The organism is Macrococcus epidermidis (genome assembly GCF_003259695.1).
Classification (GTDB): domain Bacteria; phylum Bacillota; class Bacilli; order Staphylococcales; family Staphylococcaceae; genus Macrococcoides; species Macrococcoides epidermidis.
This window is the reverse complement of record NZ_PZJH01000001.1, coordinates 377,598-402,254: the sequence shown is the minus strand read 5'-3', so window position 1 is coordinate 402,254 and position 24,657 is coordinate 377,598. Positions and strand designations below refer to the sequence as shown.

Genomic DNA, 24,657 nt, shown 5'->3' with positions numbered 1-24,657 from the left:
TATATTGTAAATCTGCTTATAACAAACTGTATAACTTAATCTCTGGAAACTTATCCAGGAACCAGCGTGTAGCAAATTCGTTTTCAAATAAAAATACTTTATTCCCATATCGATCATCTACTAATATTGAACGACTTCCGTTCATACTATCTTTAATATCTTCTTCATTTTCAATCCAGCGTGCTATTTTACGTCCAACTGGTTCCATAATGACATCAACGTTATATTCATTTTTCATGCGGTGCTCGAATACTTCAAACTGAAGTTGTCCAACTGCTCCAAGTATAATTTGATTCGTATGCAGTGTTCTATAAAGTTGAATCGCACCTTCTTGTACAAGCTGCTCTATTCCTTTATGGAAATGTTTTTGTTTTAATACATTTTTAGGGCTAACTTTCATAAAGATTTCAGGTGTAAACTGAGGTAACTTTTCAAATTTAAATTTTTGATTCCCCCCTACGAGCGTGTCACCAATCTGGAAATTTCCTGAGTCATATAAACCGATAATATCGCCACTTACTGCATGATTCACCGTTTTTGTATCATCAGCCATAAATGATGTGGAACGAGATATTTTCATCTTTTTATCTGTACGTGTTAGTTTCACATCCATACCACGTTCAAATGCACCACTCACGACACGCATAAATGCAATTCTATCACGGTGTAAAGGATTCATATTTGCCTGAATCTTAAAGATAAATCCAGAAAAATCTGTTTCAAATGGAGATACAACTTCTCCTTCTTCTGTTTTACGTCCACTTGGCATCGGTGCATGATCAACATAGGCATTTAAGAAGTTCTGTACACCAAAGTTCGCTAATGCTGAACCAAAGAACACGGGTGTTAAATCTCCTGTTAATAATTTTTCATTATCGAATGTTTCACCTGCACCGTCAACTAACATCAATTCTTCAACTGCTTGTTCGAAAGCAGAATCATTTGAAATAGCATGCTCTTCAACAAGTTCGTAATCTTCATTTAAATGTAAAGTATTCTCTTCATCACGGAAAGGTTCAATCGTTTTCTCTTTACGGTCAATGATACCGAAGAATGATTGACCCATTCCAATCGGCCAGTTCATAGGATATGTTTCAATTTCTAAAGTCTTTTCAATTTCTTCTAATAATTCAAAGGGTTCTTTACCGACACGATCAAGCTTATTGATAAATGTAAAGATTGGAATACCACGCATCTTACAAACTTTGAATAACTTTAATGTTTGAGGCTCAATACCTTTAGCAACGTCTATTACCATGACCGCACTATCTACTGCCATTAACGTACGATACGTATCTTCTGAGAAATCTTCATGTCCTGGCGTGTCTAAAATATTGATTTTAAAGTTATCATAATCAAACTGCATAACAGAACTTGTTACCGAAATACCACGTTCTTTTTCAACATCCATCCAATCACTCGTTGCAAACTTACCTGTCTTTTTACCTTTAACTGTACCCGCTTCACGAATCGCACCACCGAATAATAACAACTTCTCTGTTAAAGTTGTTTTACCAGCATCCGGGTGAGAGATGATGGCGAACGTTTTTCTTATTTCTACTTCTTGTTTTAATGTCATATTTATACTCCTTATACTTCACTTGTCCACTGGGCGATAGATAAAGCCAGCTGATTTGCTTCTTTTTCGTCTAATATGTTAAATAAATGATGATACAGATGGTCAACTAATGCATCACCATAAATATCATAATCAAATTGAATTGAAAAGAATATATCCGGTACACTTACAAGAATTGTCTCTTCCTTTTTATTCTCATGTATATATACTTTGCATTGTAATGACTCACCATTATTCGTTCTTATTTTCATCCGTTTCTCTCCCATATTTTTCATATGCTGCTTCAAGACCAATTAAATCATCTCTATGCGGCACTTTTTTATAACCTGGCATTATCTGATATGGTTCACGACCTTTAGATGCAAGTACTATCATATCACCAGGTTCGCTCACCGCAATTGCATGACGTATGCCTTCAGCCCGATCTAAAAAAGAAATATATCGATTATGCGTAACACCTTTCTCTAATGCATCTGTTAACTTTTTAGGATCATCATTTGCCGGATTGTCCGGAGTGAATATCACATAATCAGCACGACAAGCAATCGCACCCATTTCAGGCGTCTTTGTTAAATCTCTTTCACCTGCCATACCTACTAGAAAAATAAGCTTTCCTTTCTTAAATGGTTCAACAGCATCAATTAACTTATTCATACCGTCAGGTGTATGTGCATAATCTATAATCAGATCAACCGGTAAATTTCTGTCTAAAACTTCCAGGCGACCTTCTACTGGATTTAAACGTTCAGTAGCCTGTGCTAGTGTCTCAATATCATGCCCTTGTGTCCACATCGCACATAGAGCTGCAAGCATATTATACACATTAAATCGACCAATATAAGGGCAACGAATTAGTGCTTTGCCATCCGGTGTCTGTAAATCAAACTGGATGCCCTCTAAGCTTTCATGTATATTCTCTGCTTTAAAATCACAGTCATTTTCAATTCCATATGTGATTATCTCTCTAGGAGAAGCAATGATAAGTTCAGATAAATAATCATCATCGCCATTGATAATAGCATATTTAGGTTTAGTATAATCATTGCCAAGTTGAGCAAACAATAAAGATTTATGAAATCCGTAACGTTCCATCGTCTGATGAAAATCTAAATGGTCTTGTGTCAGATTAGTGAATATTGCTGCATCAATATCAACACCATTTGTTCTGCCAAGCGCCAGACCATGACTACTCATCTCCATAGACATTGCCTTAGCACCTTTATGATATGCATCCTTAATATGTTGATTTAATGTTATTGTCTCTGGTGTAGAGTTAGAACCTTTAGCGACATCTTCGTTATACTGAAATCCATTTGTTCCTAAATAAGCTGAATTAATTTGTAAGGCTCTATGGATATGATGAATCATCGTGGCAACACTTGTCTTACCATTAGTCCCCGTCACACCATATGTCGTTAATTTCTGACTCGGAAAATCCATGAGAAATTGACCGAAGATATTTGCAACTTTAAGTGTGTCCTTAACAACAACCTGCCCAACATCCTGAGGTAATCCATCAATGAAATGATCAACAACAATCATTCTACAACCTTGTGCAATGACATTCGGAATGAATTTATGACTATCAACGGTATATCCATGACTTGCGACGAATACAGAATCTGCATTTGCCTGTCTTGAATCTACTACAATATTAGTAACTTGTTGAGGAAATTGACCATATATTTTCTTCGCTTTAATCACTTTCAATAGTTCTTTCGTATCCATTCAGTGACCTCCTTTAGTTCAATTCTTAATTATACACTTTTTTAAAACATTCGCCTATACAAGTTAAACATGTTCATTCAAAATAAATAAGCGTATAATAAAAATAAAATTAAGGGAGGTTATTATGTCAAAAGTAATTGTGAGTCAACTTTCAAAATCCTTTAATCATCAAAAAATACTTAATGATATCAGTTTTTCTGTAAATAGTGGTGAACGTATAGCTATAGTAGGCGCTTCTGGTTCAGGAAAAACGACACTTATACAATGTATGCTTGGTATATTAAAAAGTGATAGCGGTAATGTTACGATAGATGATCATTTTATGCCGCATCTTAATTCATTACGAAATATTGGTTATATGGCTCAGTCTGACGCATTATATGAAGATTTAACTGGTCTAGAAAACCTCAGATTCTTCGGTAAACTCTATCGATTGCATAAAAAAGAATTACAAGCAGCAATTGATAATGTAGCAAAAATTACTGAATTGACTTCACATCTCAATAAGCGGGTAGCTCAGTACTCTGGAGGTATGAAGCGCAGATTATCACTTGCAATCAGTTTATTACATCAGCCACAACTTTTAATTTTAGATGAACCAACTGTTGGCGTCGATCCGATATTAAAACGTAAAATATGGCAATCATTGATTGATTTAAATAGAAACGGTACAACAATCATCATTACTACGCATGTAATGGAAGAAGCTGAGGCATGTGATAAATTACTATTGCTGTATAACAGTGAAATGATTGGTTTTGGTACACCTCTTCGTCTTAAATCACATTATCAGGTCGATACAATCGAGGATATATTTATTAAAGTAGGTGAATTGTAGTGAAAATATTAACAATCGCACAACGCATTATCACCCAAATCATTCGTGACAAACGGACGTTACTGCTTTTATTTATAGCACCTATTATGTTACTTACTTTACTTCATTATATATTTCAAACAGTTGATGAAGGAGAAGCACGTGTTGGAATATATCATATTCCTGAAGAACTTAACCGACAGTTAATAGAGAATGATATAGAACGCGTCAAAATCAGTTCGACAAAAAATTTAAAAAATACGATTGAAGATAAAAAACTTGATGGCATTATTATTTCTAATAAAAAAGATATTGAAATTTATTATACGAATCTAGATCCAAACAAAAATATAAAGTTAAAATCAGCAATACAAGGATATAAAATTAAAACAAAATTTTCAAAGTCCCAAATTGTTATTGATAATATGCAACAGAAATTTGAAGATATTAATCAGCAGATGGATAAATTAAAAGATCAATTAAAAAAATTAGGTCCTTTATTAGATCGTATTGGCATAGATTTGCCACAAACTAATAACAAAGACAATCAGATAGTTGTTAATGAAGATGTACTTTTCAAGACGCACTACATTTATGGCGATAAAAATAGTAATTACTTTGATATGATCAATCCAGTATTGATTGCTTTCTTTATCTTTTTCTTTACATTCTTAATTTCAGGAATTACATTGTTAAAAGAGCGCACGACTGGTACATTAAATAAGTTACTTTCAACACCAATCAAAAGATATGAGATTGTAATAGGATATATGCTAGGTTTCTCTTTGTTTGGCACAATTCAAACTGTTATGCTAGTGCTATATGCAGTATATGTATTAAAAATGGAAGTAGCAGGTTCAATTTGGCTACTCATCATCAGTAACATTATACTTGCATTTGTTGCGCTTAGCTTAGGTTTATTTATCTCAACTTTTGCAAAATCAGAATTCCAAATGATACAATTTATTCCACTCATCATTGTACCTCAACTGCTGTTTAGTGGTATTATACCTATAGAGAATATGCACAAACCTTTACAAATCATAAGTTATATAATGCCACTTAAGTTTGGTGCAGATAATTTATCACGTATCATGTTAAAAGGACAAAGTATTGAAATTATCCCTAATATAATTGTTTTAATTTTTATGTTCATCTTTTTAATGATACTTAACATCGCATTATTAAAACGTTATCGCAACATATAACGTACTGATTTAACTTAATAGTATTGTTTTGTAAAGAATAAACAAAATTATTGTAATTTTTATGTAATTTTCAAGAAAAATTACCACATCAATGTGATAATAAGATAGCATTACAATAAATCAAATGAATCGGAGTGTCATTATGCTGATTAAAAATAAAAAAATACTGATTTTGACAGGTTCTTTCGGCAATGGTCATATTTCAGTGACAAATGCACTTGTTAATCAATTTAATAAAATGCACTTACCGAACGTTACTGTAATTGAACATGATTTGTTTCAGGAAGCTCATCCTATCATCAATAGCATCGCTAAAAAATATTATCTTAATAGTTATAAATATTTCAGAAGATCATATGAATATTTCTACTATGCAAGACCAGAGAGAACTGAATCTTGCTTTTATAAATATTATGGATTGAATAAACTTGTCAATCTTATCATTAAAGAAAAGCCGGATTTAATTCTCTTAACGTTCCCTACACCTGTTGTATCCATTTTAAAACGTGATTTCAATATTCATACACCAGTTTGCACAGTTATTACGGACTACCGTCTACATAAAAACTGGATAACACCTGACTCGGAACAATATTTTGTTGCGACAGAAGATTTGAAGCAAGAGTTAGTTGCAGTAGGTGTTCCTATTACAAATATTACCGTAACTGGCATACCTATCCATGAAAAATTTAATTTTTCCGTAGATAGAGATACATGGTTAACTGAACATGGTCTAGATCCAGAAAAGAAGACATTATTAATGGTAGCAGGTGCATTCGGGGTAATGGATGGTTTCAAAGAAATGCTTACTGCATTAGTTGATAAAAGTAATCACCAGTTTGTTGTTGTGTGTGGAAAGAATCAAACACTCGTAAACAATTTACAACAACATTTTAAAGGTAAAAATGTACTGGTTATGGGTTATACGCAGGAGATGGCTGAATGGATGTCAGCATGTGACCTCATGTTAACGAAGCCTGGTGGTATTACCATTACTGAAAGTTTATGTAAACATATCCCCCTTGTATTCTTTGATCCCGCACCTGGACAAGAAGGGGAAAATGCAGTTTATTTTAGCAATAAAGGCTATGCTCGTATTACCCATTCATATGCTGAGACAATTCATGTCACATTAGATTTATTAAATCATGAACGTGAGCTAGAACGCTTAATTCAAAATATGAAAAAAGATTACATTCCAAATTCTGCACAAAACATTTGTAGTTCTATTATCGAAATATTAAACGAATCACTAATCCACAATGATATTCAATCGAAAGCGAGATTATATGCGAGACTCTTCGCGAAGTAGATTTACAGGCAAAAACTTTTGGTTAATGATTTCGATTTTGTTTTTAATGGAATTTGCACGTGGAATGTATGTTTTGAGCTATCTCCCAGTATTGCCGACAACTAATTCAAAAATTACTGTTGGTATCGTTTCTTTTGCCATCACACTTCACTTTATCAGTGATTCGCTCACAAACTTTGGAATTGGATTTATGTTAAAAAGATTTGGTACGAAGAAAGTTTTAAATTTAGGATTTTTATTAGCATTTTTTGGTTTATCTATAGTGGTATGCTTCAATAACCCGATTGCACTAATTATTGCGGCAATACTGACAGGTATTGCTGTAAGTCCAATTTGGGTCATTATGTTAAGTTCAATTGATGATACAAAACGGTCAAAACAGATGGGATATGTTTATTTTGCATGGTTAGTCGGCATGATGGCTGGAATGATTGTTATGAACTTAATATTTAAAATCCATCCGACAAAATTTACTTTTCTCATGCCAGTATTTGTTTTGATTGCATGGTTGCTTTACTTTTTTGTGCATGTAGAAGTCTCATTTTTTGAGAAGAAGTCTATAAAGACACAATTTGCCCACATTAAACATGTTATGATGCGACACTTAGTATTATTTCCTGGTATTGTTTTACAGGGACTTGCCATAGGTATGCTTGTACCTATATTACCAATATACGCAATTAAACACCTTCATGTAACAACACTTGAATATACCTATCTATTAATTGCAGGAGGTATTGGTTGCACGATATCAATGCTATTTATTTCAAAATTTATGGATGAAGTTTCTAAAATTTATTCTCATATCGTTATATTAACTGGATTTGTCATCTTTGGTGTTGCTATATTTACTATGACGCAAATCAATAACTATTATCTGGTACTTATTGCAGCTGTGCTTATCGGTATCTTTTACGGCTTATTATTACCAGGATGGAATGCATTTATGGCGAGTCAGGTTGAAGCTAAATTGAAAGAGGAATCATGGGGTGTATTTAATTCCCTGCAAGGCATTGGCACCATGCTTGGACCTGTTATAGCAGGCATAATTACTGAAGTATTTCATAATACTAATTTTACTTTATTTACTTCAGCTAGTTTATTTTTAAGTCTTGCCTTATTTTACGGGATTTATTTTTTAAGAATGCATCATCAGAAAAACAGAGCTGATCATTAATGAATCAGCTCTGTTTTAATTTTTATTAGCTTGGTAATTAATTTTTGTATTTCTTAACGAGATCTTCTAAAAACGGAATAAGTTGATCTTTCATTTCTGAACGCATCGCGTATTCCATTGTTGTCTTAACAAATCCAATTTTATCTCCAACATCATAACGTTCACCTTCGAAATCATACGCATATACTTCATCATCTTCATTAACACGAGCAATTGCATCTGTAAGTTGAATTTCTCCACCTGCTCCAATATTCTGTTCTTCAAGATAATTAAATATATCTGGTGTTAAAACATAGCGACCCATAATTGCTAATCTAGAATCTGTCGTTCCTAATTTCGGCTTTTCAATTAAAGTATCGATCTCATATAAACGGCCATCCTGTGATTTGGATTCAATCATACCGTATCGTTCTGTATCTTCATATGAAACAGTTTTAGCACCGATTACTGATTTTTGTTTATCATCATAAACATCCATCAGTTGTTTAATTGCCGGTACTTCACCATCAACGATGTCATCACCGAGTAAGACAGCAAAAGGTTCTTCACCTATAAATTGTTTCGCTGTCCAAATTGCATGACCTAATCCTTGTGGTGATTTTTGTCTCACATAAAAGATATTCGCTAGATTCGTTGAATGCTGTACTTTCTCTAGTAAATCATACTTTCCTTTTTCTTCTAAGTTAAATTCCAGTTCCATTTGGGCATCAAAATGATCTTCAATCGCACGTTTATGCTTACCAGTTACGATAATAATATCTTCAATACCTGCTGCAACTGCTTCTTCAACTATATATTGAATTGTCGGTTTGTCTAAAATCGGTAATATCTCCTTTGGCATTGCTTTAGTAGCAGGTAAAAATCTCGAGCCGATACCAGCAGCTGGAATGACAGCTTTTCTAACTTTTGACATATGAGAAACCATCCTTTACTCAAATTAAATTTTCTATTTTATATTCAATCTATTATAGTTTAACATACTTTAATCAAGGATTAATATTAAGAATTTATAAATAATAAAAGGACAACCAAATAAATGGTTATCCTTCTATTAAGTAATATTATTTCTGATGTTCGTTTATAGATTTAACTGCCTCATGAGTTATGTCCTGACGATGCATATAGATGTTGCGTACAATTGTTTTTATGACTGCATATGTTGGAACAGCAACAAGTATTGCCATAAATCCTCCCAAATTACCAGCTGCTAAAATAACGGTAATAATTGTGAGCGGATGAATATTTAAAGATTTACCCATAATATTCGGTGTAATAACATTTCCTTCTAATTGTTGTGCAACAAACATAATGATGATGACATACACGACCATTACCGGATCTTGTATTAAAGCAATGATTATTGCTGGAATTATTGCAAGGTATGGTCCTAAGAATGGAATTAAATTCGTCACCATACCCCACATCGCTAAAATCAATGCATAGTCTAATCCAATGATTAGATAACCTATCAACAATAAAATACCAAGGATAACACTAACAGTAACTTGACCTTGTATGTATGATCTTAACGTTTTATCGATATCTTTAAATAAATTAACGACAAATAATTTTCTTCGTCCTGAAAATGGTGCAGCAACAAAAGGAATAAAACGATCATGATCTTTAAGCATATAAATTAAGAAGAAAGGTACTAAAATAATTAAAAATAAAGTCGAAATAAACTGAGTGATAAATGAAAATGCGTTTGAAACAATTTTTCCTGAAAAACTATTTAATTTTTCAATCCCATTATTGATACCATCCTTAACGTTTTCTGGTAGTTTTTCACGTTGATCTAATGCGATATTAACATAAGATTGAAATTCTTTTTGGATTGTTGGAAAATTATCTACAAAATTATTACCCTGTTTCATAATAATTGGTCCAACAAATGATAAAAATAGACCCGTTAATATAACGAGTGTTAACATAATTGTTGTTAAACTCTGCCATCGCTTGAGATTATATCTCTTCTCCAGTTTATCCTGAAATGGAACAGTTACATAGTAAAGAAAACCGCCTAGTAATAAAGGTAAGATAATCGACTTAACAATTACTATTATAGGGTAAAAAATATGATTAATTTCTAAAAAATACTTGATGATTAGAAATGATAATAATAATGCAACCCCAAATCTAAACCACACTTTTTTTGTCATAATGTCCTCCTAGAAATGATATAGTCTATTATACCCAAAAATAATGATATTATTAATTTAAAATAATAATTATATGAAAAGAGTTGATGATGATGAAAAACGGTCTTATAACACCATTTACTATGAATAGTGAACATTTAAATAGAACAGTAAAACTTGGCATATACTTTCCAGAAGATTACTCTCCATTCGTACAACACACATTGTTTATTTGTTTTGATGGACAGGATTTAAGTCAGATAGGAAGAATTCATCGTAAATATGAAACTTTAAAAGATGATTTTGATAACCCTTCAGTATTTCTTTTCGTACATTATAATAATGTTGATGAGAGAAAAGATGAATATCATCCAGAAGGTATACACCGTGAAAAATTCCAGAAATTTGTGTCTCAAGAATTGCTGGATTACATACAAGACACTTTTAATTTCGTGCATGATAAAAATAATACGATTGTTATCGGAGATAGTTTAGCAGCTAGTATCTCTTTAACACTTGCTATAGAATATTCTGAACTAACTTCAAAATGTTGTCTATTCTCTCCAATGATAACAGATAAAATATTAAATCAAATAAATAATCTTTCCCAAGAAAGAAAAAGCGAATTGAATCTCTATTTAATTGTAGGTAAAGAGGAAGATTATTTTAAACTATTGACTGGAGATTATGCCGATTTTTTAACACCAATTAGACAATTACATCAAGTGCTAATAGATAATAATATTTCACATTATTATGATGAATTGGACGGTGGACACACATGGAAAACATGGCAAAAAGAAATAGAAAAATGTTTAAATTATTACTTAATTTGAAATTCTGATATAATTGAATTATCAGAAAAAAAGGGGGATTCATTATGAAACTAGGCATTGTATTATACCCATCAAAAGCATATCAGGATGAAATCAATCAGTATCGTAAGCGCTATGATTCTCATTATGCGTTAATCACACCACATATTACGATTAAAGAAGCATTTGAGGTAGATGATCATGACATTGACGCTGTTACTGATAAATTAAAAGAGGTAGCAAAAACTATACAACCAGTAGAAATTAACGTAGAAAAAGTATCAGATTTTGCACCTACTCAAAATATCATCTATTTAAAAGTTAATCCAAATGAAAATCTCGTTAAGTTATTCGAATTATTGAATGATGGTTCATTCTATGGTACGAACACATATCCATTCGTGCCACACTTTACAGTTGGACAGGGTTTTTCTTCGCAGGAATTCGAAGACTTAAAAGGTCAATTATCAATGAAAGATGTTACACACTCTGAAGTTATCGATAAGATTAGTTTATGTTATCAATTAGATAATGATACATGGAATGTAAAAGAAACATTTAAATTAGGGGAATAAAAAAAAGCCATTTCGGCTTTTTTTATTTTTATCCAACGATATGATATCCACCATCTACATGAATATTTTCACCAGTAACCCCACTTGATAAGTCAGTTAATAAATATAATGCAGTTTTACCTACTTCAATAGTATCAACATTTCTTCTTAATGGTGCATGCGCTTCAATTTCTTTTAGTATCGTATTAAAGCTACCGACACCTTTGGCACTCAATGTTCTGATTGGTCCCGCAGAAATTGCATTAACTCGAATACCATCTTGTCCTAAATCAGATGCTAAATATTTAACGTTAGCTTCTAACGATGCTTTCGCTACACCCATTACGTTATAGTTAGGAACAGCAAATTCTCCGCCGATATATGTTGTTGTAACGATAGTTCCACCTTCACGCATTAACTTTGAAGCTTCTCTAGCGACAATTGTTAATGAATATGAACTGATGTCCTGAGCCAGCAAAAATCCTTCACGACTCGTATCGATAAAGCGACCACGCAAATCTTCCATATTTGCAAACGCGATAGAATGAAATACACCATCAATTCGTCCGAATTTATCTCCAATTTGTTTAAATGCATTAACAACATCATCATCACTCTGTACATCACATTGTATCATTTCTGCGTTCTGATTATTCTTAAAGTTAGGTAGCAACTTCTCTAATTCATTCTTACTTCTTTCTTTACGATACGTAAATACAAGTTTACAGCCAACTTCATCTAAAACTTGTGCGACCCCATATGCAATACTTCTTTTATTCGCTATCCCCATTATCACGTAAACTTTATCCTTAAAATTTAACATCATCGTTCTCCTTTATATGCAACTTCTAGTATCTAGTACTAATTTATTTAACTATAACATAAATCATTACTCAAAAAAAGCGAATCATATCTTTCCTTTAAACAAAAAACAATCTGGCCATGTCTCTATGGGACATGGCCAGATTGTTGATACTTAAAATAATTCTAATTCACGTTTTATTTCATCTACATAGTTTCTTTCACCAGTAACAATTAATCGGTCTTTAAAGTGAAGTTCCGTTTCACCATGTGGCACAATAGAATCATTTCCACGTAATATTCGCACAAAGATAATATCACCTGAAAATGGGAATTCACGTAATTGCATCTCATGATATTTTGTATTTAACATTTCAATTTCATATAATGAAGTTTCAACGTTAGATAAAAGATTTAACATGTTTGGTGATTCGATTAAACCTTTTAATAACGTTTTTGTACTTTGGAATTCACTGAATACTTCAATACCTGCTTCAGTTAACTTATCGTCTTCCTGCAATGTTTCTAAACGGCAGATTACACGTGGTACGCCTTCTTGTTTCGCCATTTCTGCAACACTTCTATTAATTGATTCATCATTCGCCGAACAAACAACAATGTCAAAATCAAACAGACCAGATGCAGATAATGCCTCGTAACTATATTCATCAAGTTCAATTGTTTCCAGATCCTGAATCGTTCTTTTATCGACATTATTCTTTAAGTAGAATAACGTCGGTAAATATAAATCTGATTTAAAGCTTTGCGCGACAGGTATTGATAACTGGTTCTTACCGATAAATGCCACTTTAATCGTTTTTTCTTCAGTAATTGCAACCGGGAAAGTCTTCTTAAATAATATAGGAACAATGACACAAGTGATTACTGCTGCTAATATTAAAGTACCACTTGTAGCACCATCAATTGTACCTAATCGTTCAGCGATTTTTGCCGAAGCGATAACAAGTGATAGCGTTGATGTCAGTAAGAATGAAGACGCAATAACTGTTTTAGTATCATACCACTTTTTTAATATTGCTATCGGAATGACTTTAGTTAAATAGAATGCAATTAATAAGAATGGAATAATAATTAATCCTGAAGGATCTTTAAATAAAGCTGGTATATCTAAATCAACACCTACCATAATAAAGAACATCGGAATAAAGAAGCCATATCCAAAAGAATCTAGTTTATTAACCATATCTTTATCTGGACCTAGAAGACTCACAACACATCCTGCTAAAAAGGCGCCTAATATATTTTCAGCACCTACACCTTCTGCAAGTGCAACGAGCAGAATAATTAAGGCAAATACTGCACGAATTCCAATTTGAGTGGTCCCTGCCATCAGTTTTTCCAGGAATGGCGCTTTTTTGAAATTCTTACCGGTAATATAAAATAATCCGGTAAATACGATTAATATGCCAATTAACCAAATCGGTGAATCGCCTTCAGCATAAAGCGTACCATATAAGGTTAATAATAAAATTGTGGCTAAATCAGCGATTACTGCTACCAACAATATGATTTGTCCAATTGTAGTCTGCATAATATTCATTTCTTTTAAGGTAGGTACTACCACACCTAAAGAAATGGTAGAAATAATAATGACCATCAATAATACATCGTCTATAATACCCGTCCATTTAAATAAATAAGCTGCAATAATCGACAGTATCAAAATGCCGGTAAATATCATTGATGAGATTACAATTGGGTTGGGTTCTTTTTGTTTTGCTTTTTTCTGTTTCGGTGATGATTTAAATGCTTTAAAATCAATTTCTAAACCACTTAAGAACATTAAGAATATAAATCCTAAAGTTGATAACATATTTAACATCGCTGTACGATCTACCCAGTTAAATAGAGACTTTCCTACGATAATACCCATCAATATCTCTGCGACAACTACCGGTAAGAAATTAATACGTAATCGATTTAGTAATATTGGTGTTAAGAAAGCACAAACGACAACAATTACGAGTGATAATAATTCTGCATGATTTCCCATCTTTTCCTCCTAAGTTAAATAACTCATAAAAGTGGTTGCTAATCCGAAATAGATTAACATACTGATAATATCATTGGTAGTAGATATAAATGGACCACTGGCAACAGCAGGATCTATCTTTAATCGATGCATCACTAAAGGAACCATTGCCCCGGCTAATGTAGCTACCGTCATTGCAATCGTTAAACTAAAACAGACAATCAACCCGAGCACTGGTGTTTTATATAATACGCAAATGATAATAAATAACATAACTGAGCAGCTTAACCCGGTAATAAATCCCGATCCCGCTTCTCGCAATGCTAATTTAAACTTACTTTGTTCATCAATCTCGCCTGTTGAAATACCACGAACTACAACGGCTAAGCTTTGTGTACCGGAATTACCTGCCATCCCACCGATAAGCGGAATAAATGCTGCAAGTAAAGCGACCTTACTTAATGTATCTTCAAATTGTCCTAATATTGATGCTGTGATCATTCCCATAACAGTTAATGCCATAAGCCATGGCAGACGTTTACGGGCTGTCGCAAACATAGAATCATCTGTAGAATCAATATCACTTACCCCGGCAAGTTTTGAGTAGTCTTCACTTGCCTCTTCATCAATAACGTCTAAAATATCATCGATAGTAATGATACCAAGCAAATGATTTTGATAATCTACAACAGGAATCGCTAAGAAATCATAGTCTTTCATAATATTAGCGACATCTTCCTGATCATCAGCAACATTCACGCTAATAACTCTCTCATTCATTATGTCTTCGATATATTCATCATTTTCTGCAACGATGAGATCTCTAAGAGAGATTACGCCGACAAGTTGTTTCTTTTCATTCAGCACAAAGATATAGTAAATCGTTTCCGCTTGAGGTGCTTGTTCCTTCAATTGAATCATTGCTTCACGCACAGTGCTTAGTGAAGATACTGAAATAAATTCAGTTGTCATCAAACCACCGGCTGTATCCTCTTCGTAATGTAACAGTGCTTTGATTTCACCTGCTGTCTCTTTATCCATGAGCAGAAGCAAACTCGCTATCTTCGTCTTTGGTAGCATCTTTAAAATATCAACTGCATTATCGAAAGACATCTCTTCAAACATGCTGCTTGCATAACGTGCGTCCATTTCTTCAAAGATGTGATCATATTCATCATCTTCCATTTCAGTTGTTTCCATAAATTCTGCAACTTCTTTTGGAGATAAATAATGATAAATTTTATCTCGATATTCATCACTGGACTCGGTGAAATACTCACCTTGATCATATGTATGAAGTTCGAGGAATTCTTCTCTAAACTGGTCTATATCACCACTCAACAATAGTTCATCTAATGCTTCTTTGTTATACATTTCTTCTTCTAAAACAACTTCTTCTTCTGACATAATCTCACCTCCAAAATACAATTTATTATAACATATCAAAAAAATGACTTAAATCTTTTGGTAATGATGACTTTATATTTATTTGATTACCGTAAATTGGATGTTTAAATCGGACTTCGTTAGCATGAAGTGCATGTCTATCGATTTTTTTGTCATTCCCATACAATGTGTCACCAATCAGTGAATGTCCTAATGTGTAAAAATGGACACGTATTTGATGTGTTCTACCTGTGTGTAGACGTGCTTTTACCAATGATATATTCATGAATTTATTATATTGAAGTAATTGATATTCAGTTCGAGCATTTTGACCATAGACACTAACCTGCCTGGTGATGATTGAAGTGTCACTTCTTTCAATCGGTATGCAAATATTACCTTTAGGCTTCATTTCACCAAGACATATTAATAAATAATGTTTCTCTATTTCATTCGTCAGCAAATGATGAATCAACTGATGTTTAGCAAATACTACAATACCACTCGTATTTCTATCAAGCCTGCTAACAGGATGAAGCACACTGTTATCAAATTTTTGTTCGAGATATCCATATACTGCTTCTAATAAACTATTATGTGGATGTAATTGAGAAGGTATTGTGTTCATAAAACTAGGTTTATTTACTATGATCATAAAAGAATCATCATATAATATTTCAATTGGAATGTGATTTGTTATTAAGTATGGACTTCTTATTTCCTCAGGAAGTCGCACAGTTAATGTATCATCCTGAGATATATTTGCTCTAACAGTTACAGGATGATTATTTACAAGTAAAGCGCCATTTTGTTTAATGGCGCTTAATGATTTCTTGCTATAACGCTGACTTTGTAAAAATATTTTTACAGTTGTGGCTTCTTTAATCGTGTATCTAATTTGAATCAATCGTTTGCGATAAAAGAATCATGAACTCTTTTCCAGAATGGAAAAGGCCTAAATCTTGCAAAACGAACTTTCTCATCTGCAACACGATATTGTATCGAAGCCACACCTTTATGATCTGCTGTCAGATGATCAAAAGTAAGTTGTAAAGTACTAGGATTAGCTGGAACAACCTTACAAGTATGATGCTTTGGTAATACTAAAGGAGATCCTACTGTACGAAACACCCGATTATTAATCGATGCTATTTCTGTTATTTGCATCGCTTCTAATGAAGGATGGATCAATGCGCCGCCGAGTGCTTTATTATATGCAGTAGATCCACTCGGTGTCGAAATGCATAAACCATCTCCTCTAAAACGTTCAAATTGATCCCCACGGATAAACAAATCAGCTACGAGTGTTGCTCCATTGTGTGTTTTCACTGTTGCTTCATTAAGGGCTAAATATCTTGAAGGTCTTCCTTCCTCATATCTAACAATAACTTCAACTAAAGGGTATTCTATGACTTGAAAAGAATCATTATTTATAGCAAGAATTAATTTTTCAACTTCGTGCGGTAGCCAGTCTGCATAAAAACCAAGATGTCCTGTATGTATTCCAACAAAACTTGTTTCACTCAATCGGTGACTATATGTATGAAAGGCTTGTAATAATGTACCATCCCCACCTACAGAAATAACGATTTCGGGTGTTTCAACATCTTCAGTCATATTAAAATCTTTCATAAATCCTGTCATTTTCTGTTTTAAAGCATTGCTTTTTGAATCACCTTTAGACAATATATTAAAGCGCATTCTCTCACCCTCTTAGTCTCTAATCTCACTACGTTGTTCTGAGTAAAACTTTTGAGCTTCTTTTATTTCTTCTCGAATTTCAGACATTTCTTCATCTAATAGATATGCTGCTTCTGCTGCACGCTCTAAACGATTTTGAATTTCTGGTGGATAGTCTCCTGCATATTTATATCGTAATGTATGCTCAATAGTTGCCCAGAAGTTCATCGCTAACGTTCTTATTTGTATTTCTGCCAGTATAAATTTTTGACCTGTTAATGTTTCAATTGGATATTTAATAATGACATGGTATGAGCGATAACCACTTTCTTTTGTGTCTTTAATATAATCTCGTTCTTCAACTACTTCAAAATCATGTCTATTTCGCAACATCTGTACAACAACATCTATATCATCTACGAATTGACACATCAGTCTAAGACCAGCAATATCGTACATTTCTTCACTTAAACGATCAAACGGAATACCTCGTGTATTTGCTTTCTCAATGATACTTGGTATCGGTTTAACTCTGCCGGTTACAAATTCTATCGGAGATGATTTACCTTCTGATTGAAATTGTTTACGGATACCCTTTAATTTAATTTTAAGTTCGTCGATTGCTTGTTTGTATGGTGATAAAAATAAATCCCATTGGTTCATAACAACACCTCATTCTATAGCTCAAATACCTCTTCAACACGTTCAACAAAAGGTTTACCATAATTAAAATTTCCTTGAATATTTTCAATGAGTTCATCAAATTCTTCTTTAAAATTAATCAGTTCAATTGTACCGTATAAAAACCACGGATATGATTCATAAGCTTTCATCATATGCCATGTCTCTTCAACAAATCGTAAATTAGCGAAGCTCTCGCCACCATCTAATAAATAAACAAATTGAAAATTATCACTATCTACCACCATTGTACCTGTGGCTGTTGCTTCAATTGGTGATTCTTCTGTAAATATCATCACTTTATTTTCTTCTAATTTAATTTCATTGACATGTAAATTCATTTTGTGTCATCTCCTTAACATGAATATTTTAACATAATTATTGTAAATGTTTTAATGATTCTTGATTTAGTCATGAATAGAATGTAATATACTTTACTTCATATATTATGTTGTACATAATTAAAATATATAAAAGGGGGTTCACCATGGAAGAACTTGAAATTGAATTCAAGAATCTACTTGACTATTCAACTTACGAAAAATTAAAAAACGCGTTATTTATCGATGCGCCGATGATTACGCAAACCAATTTTTATATCGATACGAATCAATTCGATTTAAAATCGCAGAAATGTGCACTTAGAATTCGTGATAATGGAGCATCTAAAATGATGACATTAAAAATACCACAAACAATTGGTGTCATGGAGTATTCTGGTGTGATTGATGAGCGTATCATAGATCAGGAATATATCGAACAACGTTACATCCCTGAAAATATTGAACAGCAATTAAAAAAAATGAATATAGCTGATAATTCACTTCGTGTATTTGGTGCGCTATCGACAGAACGTCGCGAAATAGAGTATAAATCCGGTCTACTTGTCCTTGATGCCAGTTATTATCTTGATACGAGCGATTACGAGCTGGAATATGAAGTAAACGACTACGAAGAAGGAAAAGTACACTTTGATGCGTTACTTGAATATTATAACATTGACAAACAAGAAACAATGAGCAAAGTGCAAAGATTTTATAACCACTACAGTAAACTTTCAAGCAAAATACTTTAAAATTGTAATATACATGCTATATTAGTATGAAAGTAAGGAGATGTCAGATGGATACGATTTATGATCGCATCGGCCAGGATAATTTATATCAAATGATAGATATCTTTTATTCTTATGTTAAAGAAGATGAACGTATTAATCATTTATTTCCTGGTGATTTTAATGAAACAGCTCGAAAGCAAAAGCAATTTTTAACACAATTTTTAGGAGGACCAACGCTCTATTCTGACGAACATGGTCATCCCATGATGCGTGCACGTCATATGCCTTTTGTGATTGGAGAATTTGAAAAAGACGCATGGCTCGAAAATATGACGAAAGCTGCATATAAAGTACCGATGGATGAAGATGTTAGAACATACTTATTGCAACGTTTAACACTTACTGCTGAACATATGAAAAATGTCGATTAAAGGATGAAGGTGATGTAGAATGGGACAACTACAATTAATGGTAAATCAAACGCGAGAACAATTATCGCCTAATAAAAAAATAGAGATCTATTCTTTCTTTGATCCTTTTTGTAAAGATTCTTGGAAACTTAAAGCAACTTTACGTAAATTGCAAATTGAATACTATCAATTCGTAGATATTAAACAAATTCTACTTCCTACTTTGAAAGTACTCACAAAATGCCAGGCACAAAGTACAACTTGCGATGATAATATCGCTTTAGCATTTAAAGCAGCTGAATTACAAGGAAGAAAGAAAGCAAATCTATTTTTGAACTTTATACAGAATGAAATAATGCCAAAACAAGATATAATCACAAAAGAATTGATTATGCATTGTGCGCAAAAAGCAGGATTAGATATAGAAGTCTTCACTAATGACATACGTAGTAATCATGTTACTTCCTCATTAAAGTGTGACCAACATATCGCGAATGAAATGGATGTCAATGTTACACCTACACTTGTTTTCTTTAACGAAAATTATGAAGATGAAGGATTAAAAGTTGAAGGTATTCACGCTTATCATATTTACACATATATCATCAATGAACTTGTAGAAACACCGATAGAAAAAAAGTTACCACCAACGCTTTCAGAATATATTCGTGATCAGGAAATGGTAAGTGAACATGAACTCGAAACTGTTTATGAGTGGCCACATCATATTTTGATGAATGAGTTACGAAAATTAAAGCTCCAGAATATTATTGAAGATGTTTATTATGATCATGATTTATTCTGGCGTTATAAATCACTATAATATATCACACAAAAACCGATATCGTATATGATATCGGTTTTTGTGTGTCTGTTTTTCCAAAGAATTTATTAGTACAGTTTCATTGTTTTTCATAACAGTTATTTGTGCACTTAAAATATAATATTAAAAAAACTCATAAAAAAAAATACCGTGTCTGATTACACGGTATTTAAACAAAGGGGATGGGAGAAATTTTTCACTCAAACAAAGGGGTATGTTTGGTATGTGATTAATTTCATGTACTTAATATAACACGTTATTTATTCTGTTTCAAATAAAATGGATACTGTTCACAAATTTGACATATTGTAAACGCATTCACTACTTATTTATTATTTTGATAACTTTATTAATCTTTCAAATTCATCTAATCTTTCTTCAAACACTTTACAAGCATTTTCAATAGCAGCGCTTGATGTCATATCAACACCAGCTTTTTTTAGCACTTCGATAGGATAATCAGAACTACCTGCTTTTAAGAAATGATTGATATAACGATCCACAGCAGGTGCGCCTTCTTCAAGAATTTGCTTGCTTAAAGCAAATGCTGCACTATAACCTGTTGCATATTGATAAACATAATAGTTGTAATAAAAATGTGGTATACGGCTCCACTCATATTGAATATTATCATCCGTTATAACAGCATCTCCATAATATTTCTTATTCAATGCAGCATACTCTTTATTTAATCGTTCAGCAGTTAATGGTTCATTATTTTCAACGATTGTATGGATGATATGTTCAAATTCAGCAAACATCGTCTGTCTGAATACAGTCCCTCTGAATCCATCTAATTGATAATTAAGTAAATATAACTTTTTCTTTTCATCTTCTAAATTTTTATACATATAATCTGCCAGTAATGCCTCATTACATGTTGATGCCACTTCAGCCACGAATATTGAATAACCTGACATATTAGACGGCTGATTCTTTCTAGAAAAATAGCTATGTGCACTATGTCCAAATTCATGCGTCAATGTAAATGTATTGTTTACATTATCCGTCCAGTTCATTAAAATAAATGGATTTGTTCCAAAAGTACCAGATGAATAAGCACCACTTCGTTTTCCTTTATTTTCGTAAACATCTACCCAGCGATTCGTTAATCCTTCTTTAATTACTTCAATATATTCACTACCCATCGGTTCAAGTGATGCCAGCATCCAATCTTTCGCTTCTTCATAAGTTACTTTGAATTCAACATCTTCTATTAAAGGCGTATACATATCATACATATACATCTCATCTAGACCTAATAATTCTTTACGTAATGCTGTGTAGCGATGTAATAATGGCAGATGATCATTAACCGTCTGAACTAACGTATCATATACAGACTCCGGTATATCATTGTTTGATAAAGCTTGATGACGAGCGCTTTCATAATTTCTTACTTTACTTGAAAATACGCTTGCCTTAACTTTTCCTGCGAGTGTTTGTGACAATGTATTATTAAACTCACCGTATTGAGCGTAAACCTCTTTATATGCATTTTCACGTAATACACGATCATCAGATTCTAAATAAGTAATATAGTTACCATGAGATAACGGTAATGAATTACCTTCTTTATCTTTTATGTTATCAAAAGTTAAATCGGCATTGTTAAACATACTAAATGTATTACTTGAAGCAGAAAGTGCTTCCTGAGCTTCAGCTAATATCAATTCTTCCTTTTCACTAAGAACGTGTTCACGTCGTTTATTAATTTTTTCAAGATCAAATTTAAAACGTTCTAACCCTTTATGTTCTGCAATAAATGTATTTAACTGTGATTCATCAATTGTCATCAGTTCCGGTAACATAAAACTCCAGGCAGATGAGAATTGACTTGCAAGTGTTGCAGCGCGTTGCTCAAAAGCAGTATACTTTGCATTCGTTGTATCTTCATCATGTTTAAGATGTGCATATACATAGACTTTACCTAATAGTTCATCAATTTCAGCATCTAATAATAATGCATTTAATAAAGTTTCACTTGAGGTACTTAGTTTACCTTGAAATGCTTTTTCTTTGCCAAGATACTCTGAAAGCTCAGTAAAGGCATTTTCCCACGCGTCATCGGATTTAAATATTGTCGTTAAATCCCATGTATTTTGCTCTTGTTGTTCGCTTCTTGTCATTAATTCTGTCATTTTAAATCCTCCATTTCATTAATACATTTAATTTTCTCATTTTTCAGTCATTAATGCACGCATTTGATTTGATATATGCTGATAAACTTTTAAGATGTGTAAAGCGAGTTCTGGCTGCGATATCAACAAGTTACTTTGTTCGGATAATTTTAAGCAATTCATCCATTTTTCAAAATCAAATTGTTGATTGTGAATCATCACCATCAATTCAACCTGCCATTCTATTGGATGTTTATCAATATAAATCTGTTCAGGTATTACAATGCGTAAGTATTCTGGAATATTTCTATGATCTATTCTCAGTTGATAAAGACCACTTAATGTGGGCTGCAGCACTGACTTTTTGGCTAAGCAATTTTGAATATGCTTTTTCGTTTCTATCTTGCTCAATACACGATGTGTCAACTTTAGCTGATTATCATTAATAATAGAAAGTATCGCTTCTCCATTTATAATCCTAATAATTTTAATTTCAAACTCATTATGATTCAGTACACGGATAATCTGTAAGGCAAAAAAAGATTTTAACTGCGTATGATATGCAAACAATACATTACTTGCTAAATGAATTAATGATTTTTGAAAGTGTGTAAGTTTCATTTGAGTATCATTGATTTTAATATCTTCAAATTTAGCAATCCATATTACTTCTACACCGATTGAATTGTAGCCAGACGTTCTTGTAACAATGTGAGAAACTGGTATTACTGACATCTGCAGTTCAAATGCGATAGAAGAAGTATGATAACAATCAGGTATCTGCTCAATTGATGACAAATAATATTCCATAAAACATGTAGAAGGATGAAACAAATCATATAGGCAATATTTACCTTCTATATGGGCCACTGTTTCTTTTTTGTATGTGTACATAAAACAATCTTTTAAAGTTTGATGTGCAAAATGTGGTAACTTAACTTTTCCTTTTTTTAATACAACAGGTCTGTTGCAAATTGGACAAGTGTATCGTCCTGGCAATGCACGATTTGCCTCAATTAATTCTCCGGCATCATTTAAAGCAACAAGCATAAAAAAGCACCTCCTACTTATATATAGTAGAAAGTGCTTAAGGTATTTTTTACAATTGTGTAAATATTGTAAATCACTACAATTTAAAATATTTTTGTACTTGATGTTTCACATTATGACTCATCACAACTTTTCCATACTCTTCAAGTTGTTCTTTAGAAATACGTGATTCATCAGCATACTCTAATACATGCGCAACATATGTATGTACTTCATCATCTGATAAACGTTCGTCAAACTGTACATAATAATAATATCTTCCTTCATGCATATAAAGCAGGTCTTCAATGTCAATATCAAGATGATCATCATAACTGAACTGGATAACATGCTCAAGATCAGCAAAGTGTGCAATAAATTCATTATCAAAATCATTTATTTCAGATGCTTTCATTAATAAATCACGTAATTCTTTTTCATCCTGAACTGATTTGTTTAAGAAATCGTTTACCTGATATTCAAGATTTTCAGGTGATTCATCATCCGGTAAATGTAAAACATCATCTTGTTTACTTTTTGTTACAACAAATTCAATACCTTTATCAAATGCATGGACTTGTATCCATAATGGTCCTTCAACAAAAAATTCTTCTTCTTCGTTGATTTCTTCCATCATAGACCAAAAGAATTCTTCACCAGCTTTACGGTTCGTCCATAAATCATCGCGTTTAAATCCTCGAGCCTCTATATCTGCATATGTTAAATAAAATTTTAATGTAGTGTCATTGACGCGTTCAATTCTCATGGTCTATTCCCCCTATCAATAGAATTGTAAGTCTATTGTACATTAAAGGGTATATCCTCACAATGAATAAACCTTAAAATGATACATAAAAAAGCTGTCAAATTCGTTCATGTGAACAAATTATGACAGCTTGTTAATTAAAATTAATCTACCATACGTTGTGCTTCTAATAATTGGAACGTACGCACTTTACGTGGTAAGAATCGTCTAATTTCGTCTTCATTGTATCCAACTTGTAAACGCTTTTCATCTAAGATGATTGGACGACGTAATAACCCAGGATTTTTTTGAATAATTTCATATAACTCCTGTAATGGTAATGCGTCAATATCAACATTTAATTTTTGGAATGTTTTTGAACGTGTAGAGATGATTTCATCTGTACCATCTTCTGTCATTCTTAAGATTGCTTTTATTTCATCAATTGATAAGTTTTCTGAAAATATATTACGCTCCGTATACGGAATGTCATGTTCTTGTAACCATGCTTTCGCTTTACGGCAAGATGTGCAACTTGGTGAAGTAAATAATGTTACCATACATCTCACTCTCCTAATTATGTTATTTATCGGTTAGATTATTA

General features: G+C 32.7%; 25 protein-coding genes. 9 read left to right on the top strand and 16 right to left on the bottom strand.

Features of this window, described 5'->3' with window-relative positions; translation table 11 throughout:
- Positions 1-16: 16 nt before the first annotated feature.
- The 3 genes from BHU61_RS02165 to BHU61_RS02155 are packed head-to-tail and all read right to left on the bottom strand — an operon-like array spanning position 17 to position 3,307.
- Positions 17-1,579 carry a peptide chain release factor 3 gene (locus BHU61_RS02165; RefSeq protein ID WP_111714408.1) on the bottom strand — a complete coding sequence of 521 codons (1,563 nt, stop codon included), beginning with the start codon at positions 1,577-1,579 and terminating at the stop codon, positions 17-19.
- A gap of 11 nt (positions 1,580-1,590) precedes the next feature.
- A complete protein-coding gene (locus tag BHU61_RS02160) occupies positions 1,591-1,830 on the bottom strand; it encodes a YueH family protein (RefSeq protein ID WP_096076963.1) in 240 nt (79 codons plus the stop codon).
- Positions 1,811-3,307, bottom strand: a complete 1,497-nt coding sequence (locus BHU61_RS02155) for a UDP-N-acetylmuramoyl-L-alanyl-D-glutamate--L-lysine ligase (protein WP_111714407.1) — start codon at positions 3,305-3,307, stop codon at positions 1,811-1,813. The genes BHU61_RS02160 and BHU61_RS02155 overlap by 20 nt, the downstream gene beginning before the upstream one ends.
- A 124-nt stretch (positions 3,308-3,431) precedes the next feature.
- Here BHU61_RS02155 and BHU61_RS02150 point away from each other — a divergent pair, with 124 nt between their 5' ends.
- The 4 genes from BHU61_RS02150 to ltaA all read left to right on the top strand — a co-directional run bounded on the left by BHU61_RS02150 (position 3,432) and on the right by ltaA (position 7,821).
- On the top strand, positions 3,432-4,145 hold the full coding sequence (locus BHU61_RS02150) for an ABC transporter ATP-binding protein (protein ID WP_111714406.1): 714 nt from the start codon (positions 3,432-3,434) through the stop codon (positions 4,143-4,145).
- Positions 4,145-5,332, top strand: coding sequence for an ABC transporter permease (locus BHU61_RS02145; protein ID WP_170122431.1), 1,188 nt, complete (start codon positions 4,145-4,147; stop codon positions 5,330-5,332). Before BHU61_RS02150 ends, BHU61_RS02145 begins: the two co-directional genes overlap by 1 nt.
- 142 nt (positions 5,333-5,474) lie before the next feature.
- Positions 5,475-6,644 (top strand): diglucosyl diacylglycerol synthase, encoded by a 1,170-nt coding sequence (locus BHU61_RS02140; RefSeq protein ID WP_111714404.1) that lies wholly within the window; start codon positions 5,475-5,477, stop codon positions 6,642-6,644.
- A complete protein-coding gene (gene ltaA / locus BHU61_RS02135) occupies positions 6,622-7,821 on the top strand; it encodes a lipoteichoic acid biosynthesis MFS flippase LtaA (protein ID WP_111714403.1) in 1,200 nt (399 codons plus the stop codon). Before BHU61_RS02140 ends, ltaA begins: the two co-directional genes overlap by 23 nt.
- Positions 7,822-7,858: 37 nt before the next feature.
- On the opposite strand, the gene galU is transcribed toward ltaA, so the two are convergent.
- Both galU and BHU61_RS02125 read right to left on the bottom strand, forming a co-directional pair.
- Entirely contained in the window at positions 7,859-8,734 is an 876-nt protein-coding gene (gene galU, locus BHU61_RS02130) for a UTP--glucose-1-phosphate uridylyltransferase GalU (RefSeq protein WP_111714402.1), read from the bottom strand.
- Positions 8,735-8,882: 148 nt separating this feature from the next.
- Positions 8,883-9,980 (bottom strand): AI-2E family transporter, encoded by a 1,098-nt coding sequence (locus BHU61_RS02125; RefSeq protein ID WP_111714401.1) that lies wholly within the window; start codon positions 9,978-9,980, stop codon positions 8,883-8,885.
- Between the two features lie 92 nt (positions 9,981-10,072).
- On the opposite strand from BHU61_RS02125, the gene BHU61_RS02120 reads away from it, so the two are divergent.
- Positions 10,073-10,795, top strand: a complete 723-nt coding sequence (locus BHU61_RS02120; protein WP_170122430.1) for an alpha/beta hydrolase — start codon at positions 10,073-10,075, stop codon at positions 10,793-10,795.
- A 44-nt stretch (positions 10,796-10,839) separates the two neighbouring features.
- The gene (locus BHU61_RS02115; RefSeq protein WP_111714399.1) at positions 10,840-11,349 is read left to right on the top strand and encodes a YjcG family protein; all 510 of its coding nucleotides are present in this window, start codon (positions 10,840-10,842) and stop codon (positions 11,347-11,349) included.
- A 28-nt stretch (positions 11,350-11,377) separates the two neighbouring features.
- Here BHU61_RS02115 and fabI read toward each other — a convergent pair whose 3' ends face one another.
- The 7 genes from fabI to BHU61_RS02080 form a co-directional block, all read right to left on the bottom strand.
- The gene (gene fabI, locus BHU61_RS02110) at positions 11,378-12,151 is read right to left on the bottom strand and encodes an enoyl-ACP reductase FabI (RefSeq protein ID WP_111714398.1); all 774 of its coding nucleotides are present in this window, start codon (positions 12,149-12,151) and stop codon (positions 11,378-11,380) included.
- 153 nt (positions 12,152-12,304) lie between these two features.
- Positions 12,305-14,143 carry a monovalent cation:proton antiporter family protein gene (locus BHU61_RS02105; RefSeq protein WP_111714397.1) on the bottom strand — a complete coding sequence of 613 codons (1,839 nt, stop codon included), beginning with the start codon at positions 14,141-14,143 and terminating at the stop codon, positions 12,305-12,307.
- A gap of 9 nt (positions 14,144-14,152) precedes the next feature.
- Complete coding sequence (gene mgtE / locus BHU61_RS02100; protein ID WP_111714396.1) at positions 14,153-15,529, bottom strand: magnesium transporter; 1,377 nt, start codon at positions 15,527-15,529, stop codon at positions 14,153-14,155.
- Positions 15,530-15,554: 25 nt separating this feature from the next.
- Positions 15,555-16,415 (bottom strand): RluA family pseudouridine synthase, encoded by an 861-nt coding sequence (locus BHU61_RS02095; RefSeq protein ID WP_242444210.1) that lies wholly within the window; start codon positions 16,413-16,415, stop codon positions 15,555-15,557.
- Positions 16,412-17,209, bottom strand: coding sequence for an NAD kinase (locus BHU61_RS02090; RefSeq protein ID WP_111714395.1), 798 nt, complete (start codon positions 17,207-17,209; stop codon positions 16,412-16,414). Before BHU61_RS02090 ends, BHU61_RS02095 begins: the two co-directional genes overlap by 4 nt.
- A 12-nt stretch (positions 17,210-17,221) precedes the next feature.
- Positions 17,222-17,851, bottom strand: coding sequence for a GTP diphosphokinase (gene yjbM / locus BHU61_RS02085; protein ID WP_111714394.1), 630 nt, complete (start codon positions 17,849-17,851; stop codon positions 17,222-17,224).
- Between the two features lie 14 nt (positions 17,852-17,865).
- Entirely contained in the window at positions 17,866-18,210 is a 345-nt protein-coding gene (locus BHU61_RS02080; RefSeq protein WP_111714393.1) for a UPF0738 family protein, read from the bottom strand.
- Between the two features lie 146 nt (positions 18,211-18,356).
- Between BHU61_RS02080 and BHU61_RS02075 the strand changes: the two genes are divergently transcribed.
- Genes BHU61_RS02075 through BHU61_RS02065 form a run of 3 tightly spaced genes read left to right on the top strand, consistent with a single transcriptional unit; the run spans position 18,357 to position 20,159 of the window.
- The gene (locus BHU61_RS02075) at positions 18,357-18,944 is read left to right on the top strand and encodes a CYTH domain-containing protein (protein ID WP_170122429.1); all 588 of its coding nucleotides are present in this window, start codon (positions 18,357-18,359) and stop codon (positions 18,942-18,944) included.
- Between the two features lie 47 nt (positions 18,945-18,991).
- On the top strand, positions 18,992-19,357 hold the full coding sequence (locus BHU61_RS02070; RefSeq protein ID WP_111714391.1) for a globin domain-containing protein: 366 nt from the start codon (positions 18,992-18,994) through the stop codon (positions 19,355-19,357).
- Between the two features lie 19 nt (positions 19,358-19,376).
- A complete protein-coding gene (locus tag BHU61_RS02065; RefSeq protein WP_111714390.1) occupies positions 19,377-20,159 on the top strand; it encodes a DsbA family protein in 783 nt (260 codons plus the stop codon).
- A gap of 332 nt (positions 20,160-20,491) precedes the next feature.
- Here BHU61_RS02065 and pepF read toward each other — a convergent pair whose 3' ends face one another.
- The 4 genes from pepF to spxA form a co-directional block, all read right to left on the bottom strand.
- Complete coding sequence (gene pepF / locus BHU61_RS02060; RefSeq protein ID WP_111714389.1) at positions 20,492-22,300, bottom strand: oligoendopeptidase F; 1,809 nt, start codon at positions 22,298-22,300, stop codon at positions 20,492-20,494.
- 36 nt (positions 22,301-22,336) lie between these two features.
- Positions 22,337-23,329 carry a competence protein CoiA gene (locus BHU61_RS02055; RefSeq protein ID WP_111714388.1) on the bottom strand — a complete coding sequence of 331 codons (993 nt, stop codon included), beginning with the start codon at positions 23,327-23,329 and terminating at the stop codon, positions 22,337-22,339.
- A 76-nt stretch (positions 23,330-23,405) separates the two neighbouring features.
- Complete coding sequence (gene mecA, locus BHU61_RS02050; RefSeq protein WP_111714387.1) at positions 23,406-24,074, bottom strand: adaptor protein MecA; 669 nt, start codon at positions 24,072-24,074, stop codon at positions 23,406-23,408.
- A 143-nt stretch (positions 24,075-24,217) separates the two neighbouring features.
- A complete protein-coding gene (gene spxA, locus BHU61_RS02045) occupies positions 24,218-24,613 on the bottom strand; it encodes a transcriptional regulator SpxA (protein ID WP_096076985.1) in 396 nt (131 codons plus the stop codon).
- Positions 24,614-24,657: the final 44 nt, after the last annotated feature.

Coding starts and splice junctions, on each gene's coding strand:
- BHU61_RS02105 (WP_111714397.1), bottom strand. CDS start 14,143: ATGGGAAATCATGCAGAATTATTATCACTCGTAATTGTTGTCGTTTGT.
- ltaA (WP_111714403.1), top strand. CDS start 6,622: ATGCGAGACTCTTCGCGAAGTAGATTTACAGGCAAAAACTTTTGGTTA.
- mecA (WP_111714387.1), bottom strand. CDS start 24,074: ATGAGAATTGAACGCGTCAATGACACTACATTAAAATTTTATTTAACA.
- BHU61_RS02140 (WP_111714404.1), top strand. CDS start 5,475: ATGCTGATTAAAAATAAAAAAATACTGATTTTGACAGGTTCTTTCGGC.
- BHU61_RS02090 (WP_111714395.1), bottom strand. CDS start 17,209: ATGCGCTTTAATATATTGTCTAAAGGTGATTCAAAAAGCAATGCTTTA.
- BHU61_RS02055 (WP_111714388.1), bottom strand. CDS start 23,329: ATGCTTGTTGCTTTAAATGATGCCGGAGAATTAATTGAGGCAAATCGT.
- BHU61_RS02115 (WP_111714399.1), top strand. CDS start 10,840: ATGAAACTAGGCATTGTATTATACCCATCAAAAGCATATCAGGATGAA.
- BHU61_RS02120 (WP_170122430.1), top strand. CDS start 10,073: ATGAAAAACGGTCTTATAACACCATTTACTATGAATAGTGAACATTTA.
- BHU61_RS02065 (WP_111714390.1), top strand. CDS start 19,377: ATGGGACAACTACAATTAATGGTAAATCAAACGCGAGAACAATTATCG.
- fabI (WP_111714398.1), bottom strand. CDS start 12,151: ATGTTAAATTTTAAGGATAAAGTTTACGTGATAATGGGGATAGCGAAT.
- galU (WP_111714402.1), bottom strand. CDS start 8,734: ATGTCAAAAGTTAGAAAAGCTGTCATTCCAGCTGCTGGTATCGGCTCG.
- BHU61_RS02155 (WP_111714407.1), bottom strand. CDS start 3,307: ATGGATACGAAAGAACTATTGAAAGTGATTAAAGCGAAGAAAATATAT.
- mgtE (WP_111714396.1), bottom strand. CDS start 15,529: ATGTCAGAAGAAGAAGTTGTTTTAGAAGAAGAAATGTATAACAAAGAA.
- yjbM (WP_111714394.1), bottom strand. CDS start 17,851: ATGAACCAATGGGATTTATTTTTATCACCATACAAACAAGCAATCGAC.
- BHU61_RS02080 (WP_111714393.1), bottom strand. CDS start 18,210: ATGAATTTACATGTCAATGAAATTAAATTAGAAGAAAATAAAGTGATG.
- spxA (WP_096076985.1), bottom strand. CDS start 24,613: ATGGTAACATTATTTACTTCACCAAGTTGCACATCTTGCCGTAAAGCG.
- BHU61_RS02070 (WP_111714391.1), top strand. CDS start 18,992: ATGGATACGATTTATGATCGCATCGGCCAGGATAATTTATATCAAATG.
- BHU61_RS02150 (WP_111714406.1), top strand. CDS start 3,432: ATGTCAAAAGTAATTGTGAGTCAACTTTCAAAATCCTTTAATCATCAA.
- BHU61_RS02160 (WP_096076963.1), bottom strand. CDS start 1,830: ATGAAAATAAGAACGAATAATGGTGAGTCATTACAATGCAAAGTATAT.
- pepF (WP_111714389.1), bottom strand. CDS start 22,300: ATGACAGAATTAATGACAAGAAGCGAACAACAAGAGCAAAATACATGG.
- BHU61_RS02075 (WP_170122429.1), top strand. CDS start 18,357: ATGGAAGAACTTGAAATTGAATTCAAGAATCTACTTGACTATTCAACT.
- BHU61_RS02125 (WP_111714401.1), bottom strand. CDS start 9,980: ATGACAAAAAAAGTGTGGTTTAGATTTGGGGTTGCATTATTATTATCA.
- BHU61_RS02165 (WP_111714408.1), bottom strand. CDS start 1,579: ATGACATTAAAACAAGAAGTAGAAATAAGAAAAACGTTCGCCATCATC.